Genomic DNA, 24636 nt, shown 5'->3' on the forward strand with positions numbered 1-24636 from the left:
GAGCAAACGTATATTCCACTCCGTGAGACAATACGGGTATGTCACGCGAGCGCCACGAAACGGATAGTCTCGACGAGTCGGCACTCACGCGGCTGTCAGCCACCGAACTCGCGAGTCGAATCAGGGACGGCGAGGTAACCGCCACCGAAGCGGTGGAGGCGCATCTCGACCGAATCGACGCACGCGACGACGAAATCAACGCCTTCGTCACCGTTTGTGCCGACGAGGCGCGCGAGGCAGCCGCCGAAGCGGACCGGGTACTCGAGTCCGCCGGCGCTGACGCCCCGGACGGGAGCGGCGATAGCGACGAACAGATCGGCCCCCTCCACGGTGTCCCCATCGCACTCAAGGACCTCGGATCGCTGAAGGAGGGCCTGCCCTACACCTTCGGCTCGACGCTGTTTTCCGACTTCGTGGCACCCAAAACGGCCGTCACCGTCGCGCGACTCGAGGATGCCGGTGCGATCGTGCTCGGGACGACGAACACGCCCGAGTTCGGCCACAAGGGGACGACGACCAACGACGTCATCGGGGCGACGGCGTCGCCGATCGACACCGAACTGAACGCGGGCGGCTCCTCCGGCGGCTCCGCAGCGGCGGTCGCGGCGGGAATGACACCCGTCGCAACTGGCAGCGACGCGGGCGGCTCGCTTCGCATTCCGGCGGCCGCCTGCGGCGTCTACGGCTTCAAGCCGACGTTCGGTCTCGTGCCCTCGGTCAGCCGTCCGAATGGCTTCGGCCGGGCGCGACACCACGTCACGAAGGGGCCACTCTCGCGCACGGTCGCCGACTCGGCTGCGCTCCTCTCGGCAATGGCCGGCCACCATCCCGGTGATCCCGAGAGCGTCCCCGTCGATATCGCGTTCCGGGACGCTGTACAGGAGCCGTCCACCGATCTGCGGATCGCCTACAGCCCGGCTCTCGACGTCTTCCCGGTCACGGACGCGGTTCGCTCGGTCGTCGACGACGCGGTGGCGTCGTTCGAGGACGCAGGTGCTACCGTCGAGGAGGTCTCCGTCGACCACGGCTACGAACTGGACGACCTCATCGAGGCGGTGATCCCGACGTTCACGACGTCGATGCTCGAGAGCGCCACCGTCACCGCGGAGTCCCACGGCGTCGACCTGCGCGACCATCCCGAGACGATCACCGACAGCCTCTCCCGGATGCTCGAACTGGGCGAGCAGTACGGCCCCGCCGACATCGCGCGCTCTGACATCGCCCGGACGGCCATCTTCGACGCCGTGCAGGATGTGCTCTCCGAGTACGACCTGCTCGTGACGCCAACGCTCTCGCGCGCCAACGTTGGCCTCCACGAAGACCTGGACGCAGAAGCCTGGGAGTGGCCGCTCACCTGGCCGTTCAACTGGACCGGCCACCCCGCCGCCTCCGCGCCCGCCGGGCTCACGGACGCGGGACACCCCGTCGGACTCCAGCTCGTCGGCCCGCGCTTCGGAGATGATACCGTGCTCGCCGGGAGCGCGGTACTCGAGTCCCACCGGCCCTGGGACCATCTGTACGAGTGACCACTGGCACGACCTGCCTGTACATGGTGATCACTGGCACGCGTTCACAACCGCTCTCCGCCCGCCGCCGCAACCCCAATCCATTTTCGCATCCCGTTCTTCTCGTCGGATATGGCAGCCGACAACGCCGAAACAATCGCACCAGAGACGTGTCCGACCGCAGCCGGCATGCCGATGCTCGGCCTGGGAACCTGGCAGAACGACTCGCCCGAGGAGTGCGCCGAAAGCGTTCGCACCGCACTCGAGGCGGGCTACCGTCACATCGACACCGCCCAGGCCTACGACAACGAGGAGGCCGTCGGCGAGGGGATCGCCGCAGCCGATGTCGACCGCGAGGATGTCTTCCTCGCGACCAAGGTCTGGCTCTCGAATCTCGCGTACGAGGACGTACTCGAGACGGCCCGCGAGAGCATCGACCGTCTCGGCGTCGACTACGTGGACCTGCTGTACGTCCACTGGCCAGCCCGAACGTATGACTCGGCAGAGACGCTGGACGCGTTCTCGGAACTCTACGAGGAGGGGCTCATCAAGAACGTCGGCGTGAGTAACTTCCTGCCCGAGCAACTCGAGGAGGCCGTCGAACGCTGTGACGCACCGATCCTCGCGAATCAGGTGGAACTGCACCCGCTGTTGCCCCAGGAGGAGATCCGCGACGCCTGCACGGAACACGACATCGAAGTCGTCGCCTACTCGCCGATCGCTCGCGGGGATGTCTTCGACCAGCCCGCGATTCAGGAGGTCGCCGACAAACACGGCGTCAGCGAGGCCCAGGTTAGCCTCGCCTGGCTGCGCGAGACGGGCGTCACCGCCATCCCGAAGGCGACCGGTGCGGAGCACATCCGGGACAACTGGGAATCGCTTGCACTCGAGTTAGACCAAGACGACATCGAGACGATCGACGCGATCGAGGAGACGGACCGGAAGGTCGATCCGGACTTCGGCCCCTGGAACTGAATCGTCGAGTGGCAGGCCTGCGATGGCCGACGTATTAGGATACTGACTGATTTGTCGAGTGGAAAAACACGAAAGGAGGAAAGTTTACGGTACGTCAGTTTTTTGGCTCAGGTATGTCCACCCGCACGCAACGTGGTGGCGGTGGCGGGATCATCGGTGCGATCAGGGCTGACCTCGATCAGTTACACGGTGCCTGGATGGAACTCGTCTTTCCGCGCCAGCGCGGTCGCGGCCACTCCGTCATGGGAAAGTGGCGTCCCGAGACGCTTCCACAGAAGATCGCCTACTACGCCTGGAGCGTCTTCGGCACGCTCGGGTTGTTGATCCTGTACCCGCTTACCGTCATTGGCTTTGCTACCCGCTACTATGCGGCGAAACTCGACTCGACGCGAACCCGCCTCGGCATTGTCGGCGTGACAGCCATCGCGCTGCTCGTCTGGGGGACGCTGACGGTGATTGCACACCTCCAGTTGCCGGTCGAAGAGACCATCGCGATCGGTGCCGCGAGCGCCGTCGCGACGATTTCGACCGCGCTTGCAGCCGGTGCGTCCAAGGTCGGCGGCCGACCCGTCTCCGTGCTGTTCGCCTACCCGTTCGCGATGACGGCGCTGTTCCTGCCGCCGGTCGTCGCCGCGCTCGTCACGCCGTCACTCGAGGGCGTCGTGCTCGAACCGAGCTACGATTTCGCGGCCTGGGCGCTCGATAACATCCTCCACGTTGGCGGACTCAACGAGTTCCTGCGCGCGAACTACGAACTCGAAGGGGCCGCCTACGCGGCGATGTGGGTCGGAATCTCCTTCCCCCTTGGCTGGTTCCTCGGAACAGTTGTCGCGCTGGCGAATCTGGTGCGGCCGTCCGAGTAATCGGCGCAAGCGCTTGCGGTTTCTTCTCGTTCACCGAACGGTCAGTTTCGATAACGTTAGGCCGATTCAGCCCCGAGCATCGGGTATGGAACTCGACCTGCCGAAAACGATCGGCGTGTTCGCTCTGATCATCGCGCTCGGAACAGCCGGGCTGATGACGATGCCGATGGGGATGGCCCAGGACACGATTCTGATGATGGTCGTGCCCTCGATGGCGGTCTTTGGTGCGATCATGCTCGTCCTCGGCGTCAAGCACGGCGAGTACCGCGCGACGAACTGAGCCTGAACTGCCACTGAGACCGCCGTAGTTCACACGAAACGCAGTTTTTGTCGACGCGCACCGCCCATACCGTAGGCGTTTCGTCGATGGGAATCAAAGTCGAGTGCGACGCAAACTGAACAGAACGCTCAACCGGTCGTCACTGCGCCCGTATCACATGTAGCCGAGGTCGCGCAGGCGCTCCATCAGGTCCTCCTTGTCCTGGGCGCGGCCCGCGCGCTCGGTCGTTCCCTCAAGGTCCTGGAGCCAGGCCGGTTCCTCGTCGCTTTTCTCCGTACTCACTTCGCTGCCGAGCGAGCGGAAGCCGGCGAAGTACTTCGGCGAGACCGGAATGTCGTCCTGCGTGAGGTCGTTCGGCAGGTCCGTGTCGCTCCCCGGCACGTAGCCGTCGTCCGGGAACTCAGACACCGTATCCGGCACGACGAAGTTCCAGAATGCCTCCCAGACCGCCGCCTCGTCGAACTGCAGGATGGGCTGGACGCGGTCGTGTGGCGGGTAGATATCCGGATCGTGACGCGGCGAGAAGAACGTCTCGTCGGCGCGAGCCTCCTGTTCGTCCCAGCGGACGCCCGAGATGACGCCGTCGACGTCGTGCTCTTCGAGCGCGTTGTTCAGCGCCACCGTCTTCAGCAGGTGGTTACCCACGTAGGTGTCGAGCAGGAACGGGAACGTGTCCTCCTCGTACTCGAGTATGTTCTCGACGTGGTGCTGGTTGTGCTCGGAGAGGCCCGAGATGTCGATGTCGTCGCCGGGTTCGAGGCCGTGCTCGTCGACGTACTCGCCGACGTCCTCGTTGCGGGCGTAGATGACCTCGAGATCCCACTCGTCGGCCCAGTGGTCGACGAAGTCGTGAATCTCGTCGAAGTGCTGGTAGTGGTCGATGAAGATTGCGGGCGGGACCTCGAGGTCGTAGCGCTCTGCGACCTGGCTGACGAAGTAGAGGACGAGCGTGGAGTCCTTGCCGCCGGTCCACATGACCGCGGGGTTTTCGTACTGTTCGAGTCCCTGGCGGGTGACCTCGACCGCCTTCTCGATCTTGTCGTTGATGTGTGGATAGTCGACGGGATCCTCGCCGGAGCCGTCGTCGTAGTCGACGCTGACGTAGTCGGGGAAGTTCTCGGTCATCTCGTAATTAGATATAATTACCACGGTAAAACGCTTTGGGGGACCGGAAACCTCTGTCGGAATCTCGGACCCGTCTATGCACTGGTTAACGGCGGTGCTTCGAGCTGTTCTTCCGGTTCGCTGTCGGCGAGGTGCTGCTGGAGCAGGCTGATAATCCGCTGCCCGGCGAGCCCGTCGCCGTACGGCCGTGGAGTCGACTTCGGTTCCCAGTCCGTCGTGAGCGCCTCGCGAATCGCGGCCGTCTCCGGCCCAACGAGCCGGTTCCAGCCACACTCGACCGTCTCGACCCACTCGGTCTCCTCGCGCAGCGTCACACAGCGCGTCTCGAGGAAGAACGCTTCCTTCTGGACACCGCCGGAATCCGTCGCGACTCGTTCCGCAGTATCGAGCAGCCGGACGAAATCGAGGTAGCCGAGTGGCTCGATCAACTCGAGTTCACTCCTCGCGCGCTCCCAGAGGCCGTGTTCCTGCAGTCGGTTGACGGTACGCGGGTGGGCGGGGAAGACGACCGGCAGGGACGCGTCGGCGAGGCCGTCGAGTATTGCCGCGAGGTTGTCGGGGTCGTCGGTGTTGCTCGCACGGTGGACGGTCGCGAGGACGAACTCGCCAGGGTAGACATCGAGATCATCGAGGATCGTCGACTGGTCGGCCGAGCGCTCGCGAGCGTCGAGGATAGCGTCGTACATCACGTCGCCGGTCCAGTAGACGCCGTCCGAAATACCCTCGGCGTCCAAATTGCGGATCGCGTCCCTGCTCGGGGCGAAACAGAGGTCCGAGGCGTGATCCGTCAGGATACGGTTTATCTCCTCGGGCATCGACCGGTTGTTGCTCCGGAGCCCGGCCTCGACGTGTGCCACGGCGACGTCGCGTTTCGAGCCGACGATCGCACCCGCGAGCGTCGAGTTCGTATCACCGTAGAGCAGGATCACGTCCGGGTCGGTCTCCTCGATGACGGGCTCGATCGCCGCGACCATCCGCGCGGTCTGTCGGCCGTGGGTATCCGACTCGATGCCGAGGTTGTACTCCGGTTTGGGGATCTCGAGTTCGTCGAAGAAGACGTCGGACATCTCCTCGTCGTAGTGCTGGCCGGTGTGGACCAGGATCTCCTCGGCGACCTCGCGAAGCGTCCGGGAGACGACGGCGGCCTTGATGAACTGGGGTCTGGCCCCGACAATGGAACAGACGCGCATCAGTCCGCACGCACCCCCGTTACGTCGACCGTGGCTGGTTGTGTACTTGGCTCGCTGTAGGACTGGGCGACGGACGTGATGATCTCGGTCAGGTTGACCATGTCCTCCGTGTAGCTGTCGCGTCGCTTCGCCCACGTCTCGGCCGTTGACTCGTCCGCAAGCAACTCCTGTGCGCGGTCGAGGACGGTCTCGAACTCGCTGCAGTTGTCGATGAGTCCGTGCGCCTCGAGTTCGAGGAAGTTCCCCATGTCGTCCTCGCCGACGAAGGAGTTCGAGCGGATCGCGGGCGTGCCGAGCAGGGCGGCCTCGGTGACCATCGTCTGCGTGTCGGCGACGAGTAGCTCAGCCTCCGCCAGCGCGTCGTGGATTCGTGCGGGATGGAGGTCGTACGGACGCACGTCGAGGTCGTCGAGAGCCAGGTCGCCGCCCTCGTCCGAGACGAAAACGGTCGCGTGGTCGGCGAGCGCCGACAGCAGCTGCCGGCGCTGGTCGACCGAGAACCCGCGCTTGCCGACGTCGTGGTGGCCGTTGAACGCATTGAGCCTGACGATGACGTACGGTTCGTCCGCGTCGACGCCGAGGTCCGCTCTGACTGAGTCGTCCGCCTCGAAGACATCGGGATGGAGGTACGCCGATTCCTTGAAGCCCCGGAACCGGTAGTGTTTCGCGCCAAGGTCCTTCCGGAACGCCTCGGGTGTCAGAATCGAGCGCACGAAGGGCTTCGAGACGACGTGGTCGAGCGAGGGCTCGGAGTCGAGCACGGCGACCGCCGGAGCACGCGTGATCGTTCCCGTATAGGCAGCGTAGGGTCCGATTCCGAAGACGACATCGGGATCGAACCGACGCGCCTGCCGAGCGATCGTCGAGAGGTGCGCCGGTACCTCCCAGAGCAACGACTGGAGCGAGTCGCTGCGATCACCGTACGTTTCGTAGGGCACGTCGTGGTACGAGAGTAGCGCTTCGGTGCACTCGTCTCCCCGCGCGAGCACGAGCACCTCGTGACCCGCGTCCTCGAGCCGTGACACGGTGTGTTTGTACAGGTGGACGTGTGCCGGCGTGTTGTTAAAGAAGAGACAGCGCACGACGGATCACCTCGTGAATCATGCACTCTCGCCTTCTCGTAGCGACCCTATCGTTATCAGCGCGCTACCGAGAAGAAGCACGTGACTGGCCTGAAAGTCTTGTTTTCGAATACGTCGAACTGAAATACGACGTGCACAATCGCCTCGAGTCACACACCGCGAACACTGCAAAACGGGTCGAAAGAACTGACTACCGCGTTCGCCCGGACTGTTCAGGATGCGTAACCGACTGAAACGGCGAACCGTCACCGGACGCCACAGGTCAGTTTCGACAAACGCGACTGGTAGTCAGCTGCTGGCTGCCGGCTGTGGCACTGATACGGCGTGCTTACGGTCGGAAAACGGCGACTACCAACACTCACTCCCGGACGCCCTCTACAGAACACATGTCACTCACTCTCGCCCTCGCTGTCGCTCTCTCGTGAAAATCCAACTGCAATCCCTTGCCCAGCTCCGCGCTCGTTCGTGTTGCTCGGTCTCGGTACTCGAGTTCACCCAGTCGTGTGACGAGGACGGGGACTCGAGTAGGCAGTGAGGTGCGAGGAGGTGAGAAGCGAGTACGGAGCAAGCCGGTAGATGCGAGCCACTGAGCGGTGAGCGACGGAAGCACCCGTATTTCGGACGCCAGACGGAAAGTTATTTTAGCGAGTTAACAGTCATCATTGAATACAATGGTCCCCGAGCCCCCCTCGCTCACCCGTCGACAGCTCCTCGCAGGTGCCGCTGGCGGCGTCGGACTCACTGGCAGCGCGGTCGTCGCACTCGGAGCAACGCGACCGACGGCGTTGCCGAACAGTCTGGTCGACGTCGCGACGAACTACTACCCAAAGCCCCCCGCACCGAGTGAGCTCTGGCAGCCGACGGTCACCGAGTCACACGCACGGATGGCGGTCGAGTTGCTCGCAGAGACTGAGACGGAGTCACTCGAGCACTGGGAGGAGATCGATGCCGACGATCGAAGGATGCGCAGTTCAGGCGGCTGGCTCGGGACTGCCGAGGACTCACTCGCGGATGGCGAGTATAACGAGGCACTGTCCAACGCCATGTATGGACTGCAGTTCGCTGGGGAACACCTGGGGGAGGCGCGGGCGAAACAGGATGCTGTTACACTCGAGGAACTCGCCGAGCGGTCGTTCGAACTCCTCGACCGAATCGACGCAGTCATTGCGGATATCGACGGCTATCCGGTCCTCGATCCGGAACGCGATCTGGCGTGGTATACCCAGATCGAATCCGAACTGCAGGTGGGTCGAGGACGGGCGGGGTGGTCTGATCTCGAGGCGTTCGACGAGTCTGCTGGAGGAGGTGACGATGACGATGCTGATGGGGGCGAAGGTGACGGAGAAGCTGATAGTGATGGCAGCGACGGTGACGACGGCGATGATGGGAGTGAGACTGAGAGTGACGGGTCTGGTGAAACTGATGGAACCGACGACACAACCACCAACAGCAGGCCCGACATCGACGACTACGACCCCGGCGACGTCGGCGACATTACCGCCGACCTTCTGCTGGCCGAACTCCACGTCGAAACCGCCGAACGCTACCGCGACCGTCTATGGAACGACGTTGGCGTCGACGGCGGCGACGCCGCCGAAGCCAGCCCGCACGCCGACCACCTCGAAACCGTTCGCGATGCATTGACCGACGAACTCGAGTCCATGCCCACACGCGACGAGGTGCAGTCGTCGTACACCGAAGATGTGGGGGGCTACGGCCCCTACGAGTTCGCACGCGACCGCCTCGCCCGATGGGTGTTTCCAGCCGGGATGCCCGTTCCGTGGCGCAGGTCGGTCGACGACGACTTCCTGTTAGTGCAGGTAGTCGGGCTGAGCCGAGGCCTGGCTGACTGGCGAGCCCACGAATTCGTAGTCGAGAACCTCGTCATCGAACCGGACGACGACGATTTCGATCCTGGTCATCTGCTGGACGAACAACGTCGTGCGCGGTCGACGTATGAGTCGACCATCGAAGCAAATCAGACGCCGTTTCTGGTTGTCCTCTCAGAGCAGGGGATTGGGGACCTCCGAGTGACCGACGTGAGTCGGAGTTCGTGGGAAGGGTACGAGGATGATGGAGGGTGGACGCCCTGGAACGAGCGTGTACAGAACTACCTGCACGCGCTTCTGGGACGAGCAAGGCTTCGCGAGTATCCCGACCTGTACGAACGACTTGTCGCCGGTGAGTGAGCACGGGAACTGGTGGGAGAGTGCAGTAGGTGCGGGTGCGGATGTGAGTGCAGAAACAGGTGGTCGAGTCCAGTAGGTGCAGGTACAGGTGCGAATCCGGCAAGCGAATCCGGCCAAGAAGAGAGCGTCGCCACTCACCACCCAAAAATCAGCGGGAAAAGTCGACCCGTTAGTCGCTGATGAACTTGTTGTCGCGCCAGTTGACGCCGGACTCGCCGGAGCCGTGATCGCGTGGCCCCTCGACGACTTCGATGTCCGCCGGTCGCGTCTCGCCGTCGACGATCCGAGTCGCCTCGAGGTCGCCGTCGCGCTCCGAAATCGCCGTCAGCGTCCCCTTCTCGGCCGCCGCTGCGATCTCACAGAGGACGAGGAACATCTCGTACTGCAACAGCGAGTTCTGGAGCACCGTCTCGCGGTCCCCCTTGAACGCGGCGTACTCGACGAGTTCGGACTCGATCTCTTCCTCCTCTTCCTCGTCCCAACTAAAGGACTTCTGACGGCGCTCGTCCGGATCCTCCTCGTACACCCGGTTCTCCGTCACGCTGGCTTTCAGCTGGGCCGTTGGCGTATACTTGCTCACCGACTGATCCTCGGCGACCGCCTTGAGGATCAGCGTGTTGTTCCGTCGCGTGATCTCCACATCGGCAATGCCGTCCGGATAGGCAGCCTCGTCGATGTGGTCGCGGAGATCTTCGAGTGGCAGTTCGAGCGTCGAGTGGAGCCGATAAACGTGTCTGGATTCCTCTGTTGACATAGTGGGAAGGTGTGAAGCGACAGTCGTTGGGTGATACTACGGGCGCGGGGCTTATATGATCTGCCATTGCGACCGTGAGTGACAGGTTCGACTGACCGGTCGTCGGCCAGTCGGGTGACCAGCCAAAGGCTGCGTAACGGACCGCCGGCGATCACGCCGTATCCAGCGTCTCTGCAAGCTCGCCGCGCTCCTCGAGTTCCGCGAGAATGTCCGAGCCGCCGACGAACTCACCGTCGACGTACGTCTGTGGGATCGTCTCCCAGCCGCTGTGCTCGTTGAGAGCAGTGCGATACTCGTCGAGGGACTCGAGTACGTCGACGGTTTCGAACTCGTCGCGGTGCTCGGAGATGAGACCGAGCGCGCGACGGGAGTAGCCACACTGGGGCATGAGTTCAGTGCCCTTCATGAAGAGGACGACTTCGTTGTCGGCAATCGTTTCCTCGACCTGTTCGGTGACTTCCTCCTGATCGAGACCCTGGTTTGGTGGAAAGTCCATTGTCGAGTAGAAGTATGGTCGTGATGGGGATAGACCTTGCGTCCGCGGCTTGCATTCGCGGCTGGCGAATGTAGTAGCAAGGATCGCAGCCAACCCGCTACAGCGAGTCGTCTCAGTCCGCGGCCGCTGCTGGCGCGTCGCTCTCTGCGCTCGCAGAGCGCCAGTAGCCCTGGAGGTACGCACCGACGAACATGCCTGCGATGCCGTAGAGGATGGTAATGTTACCGATGCCGAGGCTGGCGTAGGCCGCGCCGGGACAGATGCCCGACAGTCCCCAGCCGACACCGAAGATACCGCCGCCGATGACGACGTTCTTGTCGAGGGTCTTCAGCCGACGGCCGTAGACTGCGCCCGTCAGCGGAGCCGTACTGCGGAACTGCTTGATCCCGAAGAACGTGATGCCGGTGACGACGGCGGCACCGAACATGACGAACAGGAGCCCGAAGTCCTCGAACTGGAGGAAGTTGAGGACGACTTCCGGCTGGGCCATGTGGCTAAAGCCGAGGCCGAAACCGAAGATCAGGCCGCCGACGAAGACCAGCGGCAGGAACAGCGGGTGCTGTTCGTGTTCGGCGCTCATCGCTCACACCTCCGTTCTGGTCCCCCTTCTGATCGGTGTTCGCGGCTCGCGGCTCGCTCGCTCACGGCGTCCGGTAGTCGCCGGTCGCCGTTCGAGGATTCGCTCTCGTTCATCCTCACAGTCACTCCACGCTCGCTTTTCCGGGATCCTCGCAGGACTCGGAGCGCGCTCATTACGGGCTCACCCCCAGCGCCGCAACGAGCTGTGCGACACCGATCGCGATCAGCAGGAACGTCGCGACGCCGACGAACGAGGCACTCGAGGCGGAGCCAACGCCACAGACGCCGTGGCCGGAGGTACAGCCCTTGCCGAGTCGAGTCCCAATGCCGATGAGGACGCCACCGAGGAACAGCCGCCAGGGCTGGACCTCGGTGAGCCACAGGGTCAGACCGCCGACCTCCAGGAACTCGCCCGTGGTCGCGGGCTGGTGGAGTGAACTCGAGACGAGTCCGGACTGGAACGTTGCGGCGTAGACGAACGCGCCGGCGACGATGCCGAGGGTGAAGACGACGCGCCAATCGCGCGACGGATGGTACTGCTGGAAGCGCGAGAGGTTCGACGCGTAGGACAGCGTCGACTCGAGGAACGTGCTCGCGCCGGCGGGAATCGCGGTGCCGAGGTAGATCACGGCGACGCCGAGCCCGACGAAGAGGCCGCCGAGCGCGTAGTGTTCGATCCCGTTCGGGAACAGGTCGCCGAACGCGAGTGCGAAGAGTGAAAGTGAGAGACTCATCACTCGCGGAAAGGGGTCCTCGGCGTATAAATGCTACAGACGCAGGGAAAATTGTAGGCGTCGGTGACGCCGACAACAGCGCCTTCAGAACTGGACGCCGAGTCAGTCGGCGATCGGCTCTGCCGTCAGCACATCGAGTTTCTCCGCCGTGTATCCGAAGACGTTCTCGTAGCCGTTCGAGGACATGAGAATCGGGTAGAACGACTCTTCGGCGATCTGTTTCTCACCATCTGCGGCCGCGAAGGGATCACCTGCTGCGACTTCGGCGAAGTTGTCGACGAACACTTCATACGTCTCTGCTCGTTGTTTGTGGATGACATCGGTGAGCCGGAACACCGGCAGATCGCGCTGCACAGTGTCACCCGGCAGCGCGCCGACGGCAGTCAGGAACGCACGCGTGAGTCGGTCTGCGTTCTCGGCTGCGGTTTCCGAGCCCTGCAGTCCACACTCGACTTCGATCGTCTCGACGGACGAGAAGAGTCGCCCCTCTGCGAACATACTCGTCTCGACCATCGCAGCGACCGGTAGCTGGGGACACAGTTCTCTCGCCGTCTCCGTAACCTGGTTGACGATCGCGAACGGTTCCGCGTGGCTCTGGGTCGAGTGCATCGAGAACGTCAGGCAGTCTCCGAGTTCGTCCACCAGTTCGTTCGCGAGTCGTCCCTCGTGAGTCTTCGCGTCGGGATCGCCGGGGAAGGCACGATTCAGGTCCTCGTCGAGAAAGCGAACCTGGCGCTCGAGTGCCCGCTCGTTCGCGACGATCAGTTTAACCGGTCGCGTGACTGCGGGTCGCTCGTCGAGTAGTCGTTCGACTGCACGAACGCCACAGGGTTCGTCGCCGTGAATGCCGGCTACAACCGCAATATCCGGCGTCCCCGACCCGAGCTGTGCAACTTTCATTACACGACTATTGGTGCTTCGGCCCCAAAGGAGATTCGGTCTCCGAAGGAACATTTGGCGCGTTGACACGCCGTACGTCCTCCCGAATGCTCGCTGAACAAGCTCGTGGAGTTGAGAGTGCTCTTCGGTGCAGACGAATCGTTGTGATTGTGTACCGGTGATCGCTTGACTGGGAACCGGTTGCTGCCGACGAGTCACGGCTGCCAAGCTCACTCTTCGAGCGCCGCCACGTACTCGTAGTCCGCCGGCCCCGCGACCGGTCGCTCGCCGTCGATCGGAATCCACCAGTCGTCGACGCGGGCCGGGTTCTCGAGTGCGTTCGTGAGCACGGTCCGAACTTCGAGCAGATCGACGCCGTAGAAATCTCGCGGAACGCCCTGGAGGTACTGGAGTGCGGTCCGAAAGAGCGATCGCAGTCCCTCGTCGTTCTCGAAGTCGACCCGTTTGTAGACGCCGGCGGCGACCTGGACCATGCCGTGGCAGAACTGGCTCTCCGTGGAGCCGCGGCCGTAGTTGTACCACTCGAGTTCGAAGCAGTCGTGGCTCTCGTGGTACGCGCCGTCGTTGAAGAGACGAACACCGTGGAGGGTGGCGCGGCGGAGGGTGGCGTGTTCCCAGTGGCCGCCCTCAGTATCGGAACCTGCCCCTGCCTCACTCGCAGCCGGCACCCACCCGGTCGGCTCGTTCGCCGGCGGCCCGACCGACGGATCGTTCGTGTGCTCGTCCATGGGACTCGAGTACACCTCCGAGTTCGAGGGAGTTAGTGGTGACTCTCGAGACGGTGCGATCGCAGCCGCTGATACGTCAGGGGATGGCCACACACCACCGAGTCGGGTCACAGTACTCCATGCAGCAGACCACGAATACCGGAGACAGCGCAGCCGACAGCCACTCCGGGGATGCTGTCAGACACAGGTAAGCGAAGTGTTTATTTCGGTTGCGTCCAACGTCAGGATAGATGATTCATTCCTACGGACGGTGCCAGTGCTGTGGTGAGCGCCTCTACGAGAACGCCAGCGGCGGCTACCGCTGTCCGAACTGCCGGACCGACTACGCGGACGGCGCACTCGAGTCCCGGTTGCCGTAGCGTCGGTGTGAGTAGTACGGTATGGGGTGCGAATCGATTTTAGACCCGACACGCGATCGCGCGACGCGTACGCTGTGTCGCCGCGTCGGCCGTAATCGCGCGAACAATCGTCGTGGTGGGGCGGTAGCTGTGGCGTTCGTCCGATTCGCGGGTGACGAAGAGTTGCCAGAAGCCGGGTGAGTGAAACGTGAGCTGGCAGTAGCCGTCGGCGTTCGTCCGTGCTGTTTTCGACCCTGTTGCGGTGCTGACTGTCGCCCCCTCGACCGGACGGCAACTCGAGTCGCGAACGCGGATGGTGAGCGGGCGGCCGATGATGGCCTCGGTGTCCGCGAGGTTGACGGTGAGTTGTCTGCTGGTCGCCATGTGTGTGGTCACACAGAGCCCGTCAAAAAAGCCGGTACCTGCTGGTTAAGGCTGTGTTGAGCGTGGTCGTGGGAGATGACGGTATTTGGGATCGTCCGTGAGTATACGTGGTAGAACGGAACAGCAGATCAGACGCAGGCGAGACGGTTGGGTCTGTTGTGAGAGTAAAACCGGACCGTTTAACCCAGAGACCGACCAACTGTGGCGTGCGTGCGAGGGTAGCCAAGCGGCCAACGGCGGCGGACTCAAGATCCGCTCGTGTAGACGTTCGTGGGTTCGATTCCCTCCCCTCGCATCGCAAGATGCGGAAGATCAGCACGAAGCGATCTTCCCTCGCAAACTTCTGCGCTGACGATTGCTCGACAGCGGGTGTAGTATCTGTCACAGCCACAGTCTCGCCCAAACTGTAGCAATCGCCACCTCTTTTCAGGGCGGAACACCGATGAGTGCTAATGAGTAATCGCGACCGCGACGAGACGGCAGCGCAGAGCGAGGTCGACGCGACGGCACAACGGGCAACCGTCGCCACCCAGGCAGCCACCGCCGGGGCTGACATCGCCCAGAACGCCTTCCGAACCGATCTCGATATCGAGTACAAGGACGGCAAAACCGACGTCGTCACGCAGTCCGACCGCGACGCTCAGGACGCCGTTATCGACGTCATTCAGGACTCCTTCCCCGACGACCCCATCGTCGGCGAGGAGAACGACGCGCTGAAGGCCGTCCCCGAAGAGGGCCCCGCCTGGATCATCGACCCCATCGACGGCACCAACAACTACGTCAACGAAATCCGCGCGTTCGGCACCGCCGTCGCCGCCGTCGTCGACGGCGAGCCAGTCGCCGCGACGAACGTCTTTCCCGCACTTTCCGACACCTATCAGTTCGGCCCCGACGGCGTCTTCCGCAACGGCGAGGCGCTGTCGGTCAGCGACCGCACCGACGCCGAGGCGAGCACCGTCTGTCCAACCTACTGGTGGAACTTCGACCAGCGAGACGAGTACACCGCCGCCGCACGCGCACTCGTCACCCGCTTCGGTGACATCCGCCGCTTTGGCTGTGCCCAACTCGAGTTGGCCATGGTCGCAGCGGGGGCACTCGAGGGGGTCGTGACGAACAGACGGGCGAACGCCTGGGACACGGTCGCGGGTGTTGGCATGATCCGCGAAGCAGGCGGCGTCGTAACGGATCTCGAGGGCGAGCACTGGCGACACGACAGCGACGGACTGGTGGCATCGAACGGCGAGAGCGAAATTCACGAGGAGGTGCTCGCGGCTGCGCGAGCGATCGAGGGCGGAGCGAACTGACCGCTGTCCCCGTGTTGGTGGCGTAGCAGAAAACGAGGAAAACCGGAAACGGTAAGCACGCGCCCCCATGCATATCGGGTATGTACGAGACCGTCGAACGGTACGGCCCGCTCAAGGTCTGGGCCCTCACCGTCGTCGCACTCGCTGCCGCGGTGATATTCGCCGCGACCGCGTTTCCGGAGCGGGTGTACGTCGATATCATCTGGCAGTACTACTGGGGTCCCGTCGTCGCCGACGCCCACGGCTGGAGTGAAGTTGCCTGGGCTGGCGGTGAACAGATTCCCGCCAGCGAAGCCGGCCCTGACGCCGGCCCGACTGCGTCCCCGGGGTACACGTTCGTCTCCTATGCCGGCTACATCCCGACGCTCATCCTGGGAGTCATTGGGATCGTCTTCCTGATCGACCGACTCGAGATCGAGCGCTATCGCGCCGGCTTCTACGGACTCTTCCCGTTCATGCTCTTCGGCGGCGCCCTGCGTGTCGTCGAGGACGCGAACGTCGCCGCCTACCGCGAAACCGGTGAGCTCGCGATCCAGCTGCCATGGTCCGGCCTGTTGATCAGTCCGCTCATCTACTTCGTGGTCTTCTTCATCGCGTTCGTCGCCGTCGTCGTCTCGGTCTGGCTCGAACGCAACGACTACGTCCCGGGCTATGAGTACCCGTTGGGGGCGATCGGTACGGTGTTGCTCACCGGTACGGTCGGTTACCTCGGCTATCTCGCCTGGGCAGAGCCCTACGCCACGTTCTATCCGTGGCTTCTCATCGTGACACTCGTCGGTGCGACAGTGGCGACGTGGCTCACCTGGCGGGCAACCCACGCGTTCATCCCAGGCATCCACCGCGGGACGATGTTCATGGGCGCGGTCGTCATCTGGGCGCACGCCGTCGACGGCGTCGCGAACGTCATCGGCCTCGACTGGGCGACGGTGTTCGGACACGATCACAACCTGCTTCCGAAGCACCCGGTGAACGAAGCGATCGTCGAGACGACTCGCTCGATACTTCCCGAGAGTGTCGCAACGGTCACCGGCGCAGCGTGGCCGTTCCTGTTCGTCAAACTCGCCGCTGCAGTGTTCGTGATCTGGATCTTCGACGAAACGGTCTTCGAGGAGAGTCCGCGCTATACGATCCTCCTGCTCATCACGGTCGTCGCGGTCGGTCTCGGTCCCGGAACGCGTGACATGCTCCGGGCGACGTTCGGCGTCTGAGACAGTCTCAGCGCGCTCTCACTCAGTTTTCGCCGTCCGCGAACTCATTCCAGGGAGCTGCCCCTGCCCAGAGTTCGTCGAAACTCTCCGCTAACTCGCGTGCCGTCTCGTTATCCCGGAAGTTGACGACAGCAAGCAGTTCCTCGTCGTCGACTGGGTTGACCACCTCCAGGCAAACCTCGATCCCGTCGATAACGATGAACCGCTGCTGGGGGACTCGTTCGACCTCGCGAACGTCCAGCCCGGCATCGACGAGCGCGCCGAGTTTGTCGGTTGCACTCGAGAGATCACTCGCGAGCAGTCGAACGGAGAGCCCGGTCTCGAGGAGGTCGGCGAGCCGCGTCGAGAAGACGTCACGCCACTCGGGTCCGATATCGACCGCATCGACGGTGATCCGGATCGAGTCGTCCGCGGCGGCAAAGCGCTCGAGCAGCAGGTCCTGGGCCGCCTGATCGTGGAGCGCGCTCGTCGCGAACCCCTCGCCGGCGGTGTCACTCGAGTACGAAAGGTCAGCGAGCGCGTCGGCTGCCACGGAGGCGGTGCGTTCGTACGCCGACTGTTTGTCCTCGAGTTCGGTGACGCGGGTTTCGAGCAGTCGGTCGACGGCTTCGGTCGACTCGACGTGGACGTAGGTTCGCGGCCGGCCGTCGTCGGCGCGGACGAGCGAGCGGTCGACGAGCGAGTTTAGCACGTCGTAGATCCGGCCCTGGGGAATATCGGCTTCGCTCGCAACTTCGTCGGCGGTGAGCGAGCCGTTGTGTGCGAGTGCGAGGTAGGCTCGCGCCTCGTAGCCGGAGAGGCCGAGTTCGGCGAGTAGTTCGATGTGATCGTCGTCCATACTCGTATCACTGTGCTTAGAAACAACAAGCTTGTGGTTTGCAATAGAAAGGTTGATAGGTGAGCTGACGAAACGGTCAGGTAATGAGACGGACGTACCTCGTCGGCCTGCTTCTGGTTTTGCTCTCAGTCGGACTCGTGGCTGGCTCGCCGCTGATCGTGACAGCGTCCGAGAACCCCGACTTCGACGTGTATCTCCCCGAAAATATCGTCGAACCGGGTGAGGAGACTGCAATCGAACTCGAGATCCGGAACGGTGCGTCCGCGGAGGACGACGCTGAGGTCGGAGACACGCCACCTGGCGACGCCCGTGACATCACCGTCGATGTCAGCGCGGCGGACGACGAGACACCAGTCTCCGTCCAGACGGAGACGACGCCGATGCCAACCATGTCGAGCCAGATGCTGCTCTCGGAATCGTTCGACATCGTCGTCGACGAGAACGCCTCGGCCGGCAGCTACGAACTCGAGGTCGAAATCGACTACACCTACACGACCTCCGGCGGCTCGGAGCGAACCAGCACGGACACCGAAACCGTCGACATCGTCGTCGACGACCGCGCACGCTTCGATGCCGACCTCATCAAGTCGGAACTCATCGTCGGCGACCGCGGAACCGTCCAACTCGAGTTGACCAACACTGGCGTCGAGAACGCGAGCGATGCGGTGGTCCAGTTCGGCGCGGCCGATCAAAATCTGCAAGCGGTCACGCCGACGACCGAGGAGTCAGAGCTCTCCGCCGGAACGGAGGAGTACATCGGCGACTGGGAGATTAACGAGACCGTGACGGCGACTGCGAACATGGAACTCGCGGACGACGCCGTCGCGCGGACGTACCCGGTCACCGCTGCCGTCGAGTTCCGCGACGAGGAGGGTGTCGACCAGACCTCGCGCGAACTCCGCGTCGGCGCGCCGACGAAGGACCAGCAGTCGTTCGGGCTCGCAAACGTCACCAGTGACCTCGTCGTTGGCGAGGACGGCACGGTGAAGGGTGAACTCGTCAACGAGGGACCAAACCCCGTCGACGGTGCAGTCATCGTCGTCGACGACAGCGGTGACAACGGCATCGTCCCGGACCTCGACGACAGCCTCGGCAGCGGTTCGAACGTCTATCCGCGAGAAGGACAGTATGCGATCGGACAACTCGAGCCCGGCGAGTCCGCGCCGTTCGAGTTCCGTATCGGCGTCGGCGGCGAGGCCGAACCCGGTCCCCGCGTGATCGAGACCGACGTTCGCTATCGCAACGGTGCGGACGAGGTCCGCACGACGACCGAACCGCTCGACGCCATGGTCGACGTCGCCCCCGAACGCGACGAGTTCGCGCTCGACGCACTAAACGCGACGTTCGAGCGCGGCACCGGCGGTGACGTGGAACTCACGGTGACGAACCAGCTCAACGAGACGGTGACCGACATCGAGGCGAAGCTGTTCACGAACGATCCACTCGACAGCAGCGACGACGAGGCGTTCATTCCGGCACTCGAGTCCGGCGAGTCTGCGACTGTCGTCTTCGACGTCTCGGTCGAGGACGGCGCGATGGCCCAGACGTATCCGCTTCGTCTCGACTTCCGGTACGACGACGCGCGCTCGAACTCGCAGCTGTCGGATACCTACCGGGTGCCGATCGACGTCGTCGAACCCGAAGACGACGGCCTCTCGACGCAAGCACTCCTGGTCATCCTCGGGGTCGTTGGCGGCGTCGGAGCGGCCGTCTGGTGGTTCCGCAGCCAGCTCGCAGCTGCCGTCGAGGGTGTTCCCGTGCTCGGCCGACTCGCTGCGATCTCGATTCCGAACCCGCTCGCACGGCTTCGGCGTTCCGGAGCGGAGGGCGGCGGCGACGACTCGGCCGTCGAGACGCGGTTTAGCGAGCCCGACGACGGAAGCGAAAGCGAGCCAGCGACCGACGAGACGGGCTCGCCGTCGGACGACACCGACGTACTGGACGACCGAACGGCCGCACAGAAGGAGGCCGAACCAGACCCCGCCGAGACCGACCACTGAGACGATGGGCGACGGACTCCTCCAGCGAACCCTCGGGGCGCTCACCTACTGGATTACCGACCGGCCGAAGGCGGTCATCGTCGCCTTCCTGCTCGTCACGGCACTGTTCGCCAGCGGTCTCGGAAGCATCGAGATGGACGAGGATATCGACACGTTCGCCGACGGCATCCCGGCACAGGAGGCCAACGACGCCGTCAACGAGGAGTTCGAACCGCCGTTCGAATCCGACGCGCCGACGACACAGCTCATCCAGCGCGGCGAGAACGTGCTCACCCGGGACGCGTTGCTCCGCCTACTCGAGTTCCAGCAGCATATCGAACAGCAAGACGAGCTTCGGGTCGCCGAGACGGCCAGCACCGCACAGGGGGTCGCCCAGGCGATCGATCCGACGGCGACGACGCTCGACGAGCAGATTCGGGCGCTCGAGCGGACGGACGATGGAACCGTCCGCGAGACGGTTCGTGACCTCGCAGCCGAGCCGTCCTTTGCGGCCTCGCTGAGTGACGACTTCAGTTCGGAAGATCCCTCGGCCTCGGCGACGATCGCGACGGCGACCCACGAGAGCGATACCGATCCACAGGACGTCCAGTTCCAGCTGCAGGACGTGGCTGACTCCGCGGACGGTGAAATCGTCGTCTTCGGTGGCGGCATCTTCGATGCAGAGTTCGAGAACGTGATCGAGGACTCGCTCGGGATCATTATCCCGGTCGTGATCGTCCTGTTGCTAGTCTTCCTGGTCGTGGCCTATCGGGACCCGTTCGACCTCGTACTCGGACTGGTCGCGCTCGTGATGACCGTCATCTGGACGTTCGGCTTCACGGGATTCGCCGGGATTCCGTTCAGCATCATGATGATCGCGATTCCGCCGCTGTTGCTCGCGGTCGGGATCGACTTCGGCATCCACGCGGTCAATCGCTACCGCGAGGAGCGGGTGACCGGAGCAAGCATCAAGACCAGCATGGAAGACGCCGCAGAGCAACTGCTCATCGCCTTCTTCATCGTGACGGGGACCACCGTCATCGGCTTCGGAGCGAACGTGACGAGCGATCTCGACCCGATCCGTGAGTTCGGGTTCGTCGCGAGCATCGGGATCCTCTTTACGTTCCTCATCTTCGGCATCTTCCTGCCCGCAGTGAAGGTCTGGCTCGACCGCCTGCGCCGTCGGCACGACCTGCCGCTGTTCAGCACGTCCCCGCTCGGCTCCGAAGACTCCACGCTCGGACGTCTCCTCCCCGCTGGCGCACACCTCGGCAAGCGTGCACCGATCGCGATGTTGCTCGTTGCCCTGCTCGTGACCGGCGGCGCGGGCGCGTACGCGACCACCGTCGACACGACCTTCGAGGAGGAAGACTTCCTCCCGCCTGAGGAGATTCCGGGCTACATCGAGGCCGCCCCAGAACCGCTCGCTCCCTCCGAGTACACCGCGACCCAGACCATCACCTACCTCAACGATAACTTCGAGAGCGGCGAGGACGACCAGGTCACCGTCTACGTCGAGGGGCCGATATACGAAGATCACGTCTTAGAGTCCGTCTATCGCGCCGGCGAGGACCCACCCTCGACCATCGTCACCGAGGATGCGGCCGCCGACAGCGAGAGCATCATCGACGTGCTACACGACCACGCCGACCAGGACGACGACTTCGCTCACCTCATCGCGGCCAACGACATGAGCAACACCGGCGTCCCCGACCGCAACGTCGGCCACATCCTCGATCAGTTGCTCCAGTCCGACTCGCGCGAGGAGGCACTCGAGTACATCACCGAGGACCAGCGCAGCATGCGCGTGATCTACACGGTCGAGGCAGGTGCAACTCAGGAGGAGGTGACGGCCGACGCCGAGGAGTTGGCTGCGGACTTCCGACTCGAGACGACGCCGACGGGCGACATCGTCGTCTTCCAGGAGATTTCGGATCTGATCTTCGAGTCGTCGATGCTCAGCCTCGCGCTGGCGCTCGGGTTGACGGCGGCGTTCCTAATGCTGATCTACCACGTGCTGGAAGGGCGGGCTTCGCTGGGGATTGCGAATCTGGTTCCGATTGCGGTGACCGTGGCGTTCCTTGGGGGGACGATGCCGCTGCTCGATATTCCGCTGAACGCACTGACGGGGACGGCGCTGTCGATCACGATCGGGATCGGCGTCGCCTATTCGGTCCACGTCACGCATCGGTTCATCGACGAGTTCAACGAGTGTGGCGACGGCTACACGGCACTGGTGACGACGATGCAGGGGACCGGTGGCGCGCTGACGGGGTCGATGCTGACGACCCTCGGTGGCGCGGGCTCGCTCGTGCTCGCAATTACGCCAATTTTGGGCCAGTTCGGCCTGGTAATGGTGATCAGCGTGATCTACTCGTATCTGATGGCAGTGATCGTCCTGCCGCCGACGCTGCTGGTCTGGGAGCGAGTCTGTGGGTAGGAGTGGGCGGATGTGTTTGCTCCCGTGAGCTGGGGAGTACGTCCCACACGTTCTCGGCGGACAAACGAACCAGTTAAGAGGAAAGTCCCACTTCGGTCGAGTATGTTTGGACTGTGGGGAAACGTATCCGACCAGACGCGACTCTCGATGCCGCGCCGGATTCGCATCGCGTCCGGATACAGCATTGGAGAGGGATAGCTCGCGGAAACCACACCACGAGACAACCACAACAATGACACGACCAACACAACCACACTCACTCTCGACTTTTGACTATCGTCGACCGCGGAGGGCAGTCCGATGACCGGCAGCGACGAGGAACTCGCGAAAGACCTCGGGCTGGTCTCGGCGCTCGCGATCGGTATCGGGACCATGATCGGGGCCGGGATTTTCGTCCTCCCAGGGATTGCTGCACAGGAGGCCGGCCCACTCGTCGTGGTCTCGTTCATTGTCGGCGGTATGATCGCGATGATCAACGCCTTCTCGGTGAGTGAACTGGGAACGGCGATGCCGAAAGCCGGCGGGGCGTACTACTACATCAACCGGGCGCTCGGTCCGCTGTTCGGGTCGATCTCGGGGATGGGTGACTGGATCGGACTCGCCTTCGCGAGCGCGTTCTACAGCATCGGGTTCGGCGGCTACCTCGCAGACCTGCTCGATGGCGTCGTTGTCCCGATTCCCGGTATTGGTGAACTCGCACTCCTCCCGACGATTGCCATCGGACCGCTCGTTCTCACCGAAATTCAGATCGGTGCCGTCATCGCCGGTGCCGTCTTCGTCGGCGTCAACTACATCGGCGCAAAGGAAACGGGCGGCATCCAGACCGTCATCGTGACCCTGTTGCTCGGTCTCCTCACGATCTTCGCCATCGTCGGCTTCTTCTCGTTCGACTGGGGAACCGTCACCGCCGACGGTAGCTACGCCCCTGAGGGTGTCGGCGCGATGCTCCCCGGCGCGGCGCTCGTGTTCGTCTCCTACCTCGGCTACGCGAAGATCGCAACAATCGGAGAAGAACTCAAGAACCCCGGCCGAAACCTTCCGATCGCGATCATCGGCAGCGTCGGGATCGTGATGGTCATCTACGCCATCCTGGTCGGGCTTCTGATGGGACTGATTCCGCACGAGGAGTTCTTCCTCGATACGGTCGAGGACGCACCGATGTCCTACGCGGCCGAGATCGTCTTCGACTACCAGTTCCCGGTCGCCGGCTTCGAAATCCCGATTCTCGGGATTGGCGTCACGTCGATTACGCTCGCGGCACTGCTCGCAACCGCCTCGAGTGCGAACGCATCGATCCTCGCGTCCGCGCGTATCAACTTCGCGATGGGCCGTGACAAGATCGTCTCCGACTCGCTCAACGAGATCCACCCCCGATTCGCGACGCCGTACCGCTCGATCGCCATCACCGGTGCGCTGATCATTATCTTCATCATCGGTCTCGGTGAGACAGTCGAGATCCTCTCGAGTGCGGCCAGCGTGCTTCACCTGGTCGTCTACGCGTTGATCAACGCCTCGCTGATCGTCTTCCGCGAGACGAACCCGCCGGAGTACGATCCGGATTTCGAGGTGCCGTTCTATCCGTACCTGCCGATTGCCGGCTTCGTCCTCTCGCTCGGGTTGATCTACTACATGGACAACACGGCGACGCTGATTGCCGGCGCGTTCGTCGTCTTCGCGGTCGTCTGGTACTTCTGGTATGCTCGAACTGAGACCGAGCTCGAGGGGCTTCTTGGGACGTACATTCTCGACCGCTCCTCTGAGATGCCGGATGCAGCCGTGACCGCGGCGAGTGCTGTCAAACCCACGAACGAGGACGAACACACCGTCGTCGTCCCCGTCTCGAATCCACGAACCGAATCCGAACTACTCTCGCTCGCAAGCGTGCTGGCGAAGGCAAACGACGGTCGCGTCCAGGCCGTTCACATCGTCGAGGTGCCAGACCAGACGCCACTCGAGGAGGGCTCCGAACACATGCAACGCATCGACGCGGAGTCCCAGAAACTGATGACGAACGTCGAGCAGAGTACGGAGACGCTCGATGTGCCCGTCGACGTTCGGACGGTCGTCTCTCACCGGTCGTTCGACGAGTTGTTCAACGTCGCCCAGCGCGAGAACGCCGACACAGTGGTCATGGGTTGGGGCCCCGACCGACCGTGGTCTGCGGGTCGTGCCGAACGACCGCTTGACGAGCTCACGCACGATCTGCCGTGTGACTTCCTCGTGCTCAACGACCGCGGCTTCGATCCCGAGCGCGTGCTGGTCCCGACGGCTGGAGGCCCGACCTCCGAACTGAGCGCCGAAGTCGCACGGGACTTCCGCGAGCAGGTCGGCGCGGAGGTCACCCTCCTCCACGTCGTCGATGAGGGGACGAGCCAGCAGGACGGCGAGGCGTTCCTTCGCGAGTGGGCAACCGAACAGGGTCTCGACGATGCGGCGATCCGGATCGACACCTCCGGTAACGTCGAATCCGCGATTGCGACGGCAGCCCGCGACCACTCGCTGGTCGTCATCGGCGCGACCGAACGCGGCCTGCTCTCGCGGCTGTTCCGCGGTTCGCTGGCCTACGACGTAGTCAACGAGGTCGACTGTTCGGTCCTGCTCGCCGAACGACCGACCTCGCGGTCGCTTCGTGATCGGCTGTTTGGCCGGAAACACGAGGTGACCGATGAGGATACCGACACTGTCGGCGACACTGCCACCGACACCGAGAGCAAGATCGAGAGCGACAGCTAACCACTCCCTTCG

22 protein-coding genes and 1 tRNA gene are annotated in these 24636 nt (G+C 63.5%); 12 read left to right on the forward strand and 11 right to left on the reverse strand.

The annotated features are described in order from the left end of the window. Nucleotides 1–38 precede the first annotated feature (38 nt). The 4 genes from C483_RS03260 (at nucleotide 39) to C483_RS03275 (ending at nucleotide 3623) form a co-directional block, all read left to right on the forward strand. A complete protein-coding gene (locus C483_RS03260; protein ID WP_006651924.1) occupies nucleotides 39–1526 on the forward strand; it encodes an amidase in 1488 nt (495 codons plus the stop codon). A 111-nt stretch (nucleotides 1527–1637) separates the two neighbouring features. After that, nucleotides 1638–2480, forward strand: coding sequence for an aldo/keto reductase (locus tag C483_RS03265; protein WP_006651925.1), 843 nt, complete (start codon nucleotides 1638–1640; stop codon nucleotides 2478–2480). 113 nt (nucleotides 2481–2593) lie between these two features. After that, the gene (locus tag C483_RS03270; RefSeq protein ID WP_006651926.1) at nucleotides 2594–3343 is read left to right on the forward strand and encodes a hypothetical protein; all 750 of its coding nucleotides are present in this window, start codon (nucleotides 2594–2596) and stop codon (nucleotides 3341–3343) included. Between the two features lie 85 nt (nucleotides 3344–3428). Beyond that, complete coding sequence (locus C483_RS03275) at nucleotides 3429–3623, forward strand: DUF7333 family protein (RefSeq protein WP_006651927.1); 195 nt, start codon at nucleotides 3429–3431, stop codon at nucleotides 3621–3623. 153 nt (nucleotides 3624–3776) lie between these two features. On the opposite strand, the gene C483_RS03280 is transcribed toward C483_RS03275, so the two are convergent. The 3 genes from C483_RS03280 to C483_RS03290 form a co-directional block, all read right to left on the reverse strand. Further along, a complete protein-coding gene (locus C483_RS03280; RefSeq protein ID WP_006651928.1) occupies nucleotides 3777–4748 on the reverse strand; it encodes a phosphoadenosine phosphosulfate reductase family protein in 972 nt (323 codons plus the stop codon). Nucleotides 4749–4822: 74 nt separating this feature from the next. Next, on the reverse strand, nucleotides 4823–5938 hold the full coding sequence (wecB, locus tag C483_RS03285; protein ID WP_006651929.1) for a non-hydrolyzing UDP-N-acetylglucosamine 2-epimerase: 1116 nt from the start codon (nucleotides 5936–5938) through the stop codon (nucleotides 4823–4825). After that, nucleotides 5938–7020: a DUF354 domain-containing protein gene (locus tag C483_RS03290; RefSeq protein ID WP_006651930.1), complete on the reverse strand. Its 1083-nt coding sequence runs from the start codon at nucleotides 7018–7020 to the stop codon at nucleotides 5938–5940. Before C483_RS03290 ends, wecB begins: the two co-directional genes overlap by 1 nt. 671 nt (nucleotides 7021–7691) lie before the next feature. On the opposite strand from C483_RS03290, the gene C483_RS03295 reads away from it, so the two are divergent. Beyond that, on the forward strand, nucleotides 7692–9209 hold the full coding sequence (locus C483_RS03295; protein WP_006651931.1) for a hypothetical protein: 1518 nt from the start codon (nucleotides 7692–7694) through the stop codon (nucleotides 9207–9209). A 169-nt stretch (nucleotides 9210–9378) separates the two neighbouring features. Here C483_RS03295 and C483_RS03300 read toward each other — a convergent pair whose 3' ends face one another. The 6 genes from C483_RS03300 to C483_RS03325 all read right to left on the reverse strand — a co-directional run bounded on the left by C483_RS03300 (nucleotide 9379) and on the right by C483_RS03325 (nucleotide 13400). Further along, nucleotides 9379–9963 carry a DUF7110 family protein gene (locus C483_RS03300; RefSeq protein WP_006651932.1) on the reverse strand — a complete coding sequence of 195 codons (585 nt, stop codon included), beginning with the start codon at nucleotides 9961–9963 and terminating at the stop codon, nucleotides 9379–9381. A 151-nt stretch (nucleotides 9964–10114) separates the two neighbouring features. Next, a complete protein-coding gene (locus tag C483_RS03305) occupies nucleotides 10115–10459 on the reverse strand; it encodes a glutaredoxin family protein (RefSeq protein WP_006651933.1) in 345 nt (114 codons plus the stop codon). A gap of 112 nt (nucleotides 10460–10571) precedes the next feature. Further along, nucleotides 10572–11039 (reverse strand): DUF6691 family protein, encoded by a 468-nt coding sequence (locus C483_RS03310; protein WP_006651934.1) that lies wholly within the window; start codon nucleotides 11037–11039, stop codon nucleotides 10572–10574. Between the two features lie 172 nt (nucleotides 11040–11211). Beyond that, nucleotides 11212–11772 carry a YeeE/YedE family protein gene (locus C483_RS03315; protein ID WP_006651935.1) on the reverse strand — a complete coding sequence of 187 codons (561 nt, stop codon included), beginning with the start codon at nucleotides 11770–11772 and terminating at the stop codon, nucleotides 11212–11214. A 102-nt stretch (nucleotides 11773–11874) separates the two neighbouring features. Beyond that, on the reverse strand, nucleotides 11875–12672 hold the full coding sequence (locus C483_RS03320; protein WP_006651936.1) for a succinylglutamate desuccinylase/aspartoacylase domain-containing protein: 798 nt from the start codon (nucleotides 12670–12672) through the stop codon (nucleotides 11875–11877). Between the two features lie 209 nt (nucleotides 12673–12881). Then, nucleotides 12882–13400, reverse strand: coding sequence for a DUF309 domain-containing protein (locus C483_RS03325; RefSeq protein WP_006651937.1), 519 nt, complete (start codon nucleotides 13398–13400; stop codon nucleotides 12882–12884). 230 nt (nucleotides 13401–13630) lie between these two features. Here C483_RS03325 and C483_RS21045 point away from each other — a divergent pair, with 230 nt between their 5' ends. Continuing rightward, entirely contained in the window at nucleotides 13631–13759 is a 129-nt protein-coding gene (locus C483_RS21045) for a hypothetical protein (RefSeq protein WP_006651938.1), read from the forward strand. Nucleotides 13760–13798: 39 nt separating this feature from the next. Here C483_RS21045 and C483_RS03330 read toward each other — a convergent pair whose 3' ends face one another. After that, entirely contained in the window at nucleotides 13799–14122 is a 324-nt protein-coding gene (locus tag C483_RS03330) for a carboxypeptidase regulatory-like domain-containing protein (RefSeq protein ID WP_006651939.1), read from the reverse strand. 212 nt (nucleotides 14123–14334) lie between these two features. Here C483_RS03330 and C483_RS03335 point away from each other — a divergent pair. The 3 genes from C483_RS03335 (at nucleotide 14335) to C483_RS03345 (ending at nucleotide 16634) form a co-directional block, all read left to right on the forward strand. Continuing rightward, a tRNA-Leu gene (locus C483_RS03335) sits at nucleotides 14335–14417 on the forward strand. Nucleotides 14418–14574: 157 nt separating this feature from the next. Beyond that, nucleotides 14575–15426: an inositol monophosphatase family protein gene (locus C483_RS03340; protein ID WP_006651940.1), complete on the forward strand. Its 852-nt coding sequence runs from the start codon at nucleotides 14575–14577 to the stop codon at nucleotides 15424–15426. A gap of 80 nt (nucleotides 15427–15506) precedes the next feature. Next, complete coding sequence (locus tag C483_RS03345; RefSeq protein WP_006651941.1) at nucleotides 15507–16634, forward strand: DUF63 family protein; 1128 nt, start codon at nucleotides 15507–15509, stop codon at nucleotides 16632–16634. Between the two features lie 22 nt (nucleotides 16635–16656). Here C483_RS03345 and C483_RS03350 read toward each other — a convergent pair whose 3' ends face one another. Next, nucleotides 16657–17472, reverse strand: coding sequence for a TrmB family transcriptional regulator (locus C483_RS03350; protein WP_006651942.1), 816 nt, complete (start codon nucleotides 17470–17472; stop codon nucleotides 16657–16659). Nucleotides 17473–17555: 83 nt separating this feature from the next. On the opposite strand from C483_RS03350, the gene C483_RS03355 reads away from it, so the two are divergent. From C483_RS03355 to C483_RS03365, 3 genes are all read left to right on the forward strand, one after another. Next, nucleotides 17556–19472, forward strand: a complete 1917-nt coding sequence (locus C483_RS03355) for a COG1361 S-layer family protein (RefSeq protein WP_006651943.1) — start codon at nucleotides 17556–17558, stop codon at nucleotides 19470–19472. Nucleotides 19473–19476: 4 nt separating this feature from the next. Further along, complete coding sequence (locus tag C483_RS03360) at nucleotides 19477–21891, forward strand: efflux RND transporter permease subunit (protein ID WP_006651944.1); 2415 nt, start codon at nucleotides 19477–19479, stop codon at nucleotides 21889–21891. A 300-nt stretch (nucleotides 21892–22191) separates the two neighbouring features. Then, nucleotides 22192–24624 (forward strand): amino acid permease, encoded by a 2433-nt coding sequence (locus tag C483_RS03365; protein ID WP_006651945.1) that lies wholly within the window; start codon nucleotides 22192–22194, stop codon nucleotides 24622–24624. The last annotated feature ends 12 nt before the right edge of the window (nucleotides 24625–24636 follow it).

This window comes from Natrialba hulunbeirensis JCM 10989 (assembly GCF_000337575.1).
GTDB classification, from domain to species: Archaea; Halobacteriota; Halobacteria; order Halobacteriales; family Natrialbaceae; genus Natrialba; species Natrialba hulunbeirensis.

Excerpts from the sequence above, each read along its gene's own strand:
- C483_RS03280 (WP_006651928.1), bottom strand. The coding sequence starts at position 4,748 with ATGACCGAGAACTTCCCCGACTACGTCAGCGTCGACTACGACGACGGC.
- C483_RS03365 (WP_006651945.1), top strand. The coding sequence starts at position 22,192 with ATGACCGGCAGCGACGAGGAACTCGCGAAAGACCTCGGGCTGGTCTCG.
- C483_RS03270 (WP_006651926.1), top strand. The coding sequence starts at position 2,594 with ATGTCCACCCGCACGCAACGTGGTGGCGGTGGCGGGATCATCGGTGCG.
- C483_RS03325 (WP_006651937.1), bottom strand. The coding sequence starts at position 13,400 with ATGGACGAGCACACGAACGATCCGTCGGTCGGGCCGCCGGCGAACGAG.
- C483_RS03275 (WP_006651927.1), top strand. The coding sequence starts at position 3,429 with ATGGAACTCGACCTGCCGAAAACGATCGGCGTGTTCGCTCTGATCATC.
- C483_RS03320 (WP_006651936.1), bottom strand. The coding sequence starts at position 12,672 with ATGAAAGTTGCACAGCTCGGGTCGGGGACGCCGGATATTGCGGTTGTA.
- C483_RS03340 (WP_006651940.1), top strand. The coding sequence starts at position 14,575 with ATGAGTAATCGCGACCGCGACGAGACGGCAGCGCAGAGCGAGGTCGAC.
- C483_RS03295 (WP_006651931.1), top strand. The coding sequence starts at position 7,692 with ATGGTCCCCGAGCCCCCCTCGCTCACCCGTCGACAGCTCCTCGCAGGT.
- C483_RS03315 (WP_006651935.1), bottom strand. The coding sequence starts at position 11,772 with ATGAGTCTCTCACTTTCACTCTTCGCACTCGCGTTCGGCGACCTGTTC.
- C483_RS03330 (WP_006651939.1), bottom strand. The coding sequence starts at position 14,122 with ATGGCGACCAGCAGACAACTCACCGTCAACCTCGCGGACACCGAGGCC.
- C483_RS03260 (WP_006651924.1), top strand. The coding sequence starts at position 39 with ATGTCACGCGAGCGCCACGAAACGGATAGTCTCGACGAGTCGGCACTC.
- C483_RS03265 (WP_006651925.1), top strand. The coding sequence starts at position 1,638 with ATGGCAGCCGACAACGCCGAAACAATCGCACCAGAGACGTGTCCGACC.
- C483_RS03305 (WP_006651933.1), bottom strand. The coding sequence starts at position 10,459 with ATGGACTTTCCACCAAACCAGGGTCTCGATCAGGAGGAAGTCACCGAA.
- C483_RS03300 (WP_006651932.1), bottom strand. The coding sequence starts at position 9,963 with ATGTCAACAGAGGAATCCAGACACGTTTATCGGCTCCACTCGACGCTC.
- C483_RS03355 (WP_006651943.1), top strand. The coding sequence starts at position 17,556 with ATGAGACGGACGTACCTCGTCGGCCTGCTTCTGGTTTTGCTCTCAGTC.
- wecB (WP_006651929.1), bottom strand. The coding sequence starts at position 5,938 with ATGCGCGTCTGTTCCATTGTCGGGGCCAGACCCCAGTTCATCAAGGCC.
- C483_RS03350 (WP_006651942.1), bottom strand. The coding sequence starts at position 17,472 with ATGGACGACGATCACATCGAACTACTCGCCGAACTCGGCCTCTCCGGC.
- C483_RS03310 (WP_006651934.1), bottom strand. The coding sequence starts at position 11,039 with ATGAGCGCCGAACACGAACAGCACCCGCTGTTCCTGCCGCTGGTCTTC.
- C483_RS21045 (WP_006651938.1), top strand. The coding sequence starts at position 13,631 with ATGATTCATTCCTACGGACGGTGCCAGTGCTGTGGTGAGCGCCTCTAC.
- C483_RS03345 (WP_006651941.1), top strand. The coding sequence starts at position 15,507 with ATGTACGAGACCGTCGAACGGTACGGCCCGCTCAAGGTCTGGGCCCTC.
- C483_RS03360 (WP_006651944.1), top strand. The coding sequence starts at position 19,477 with ATGGGCGACGGACTCCTCCAGCGAACCCTCGGGGCGCTCACCTACTGG.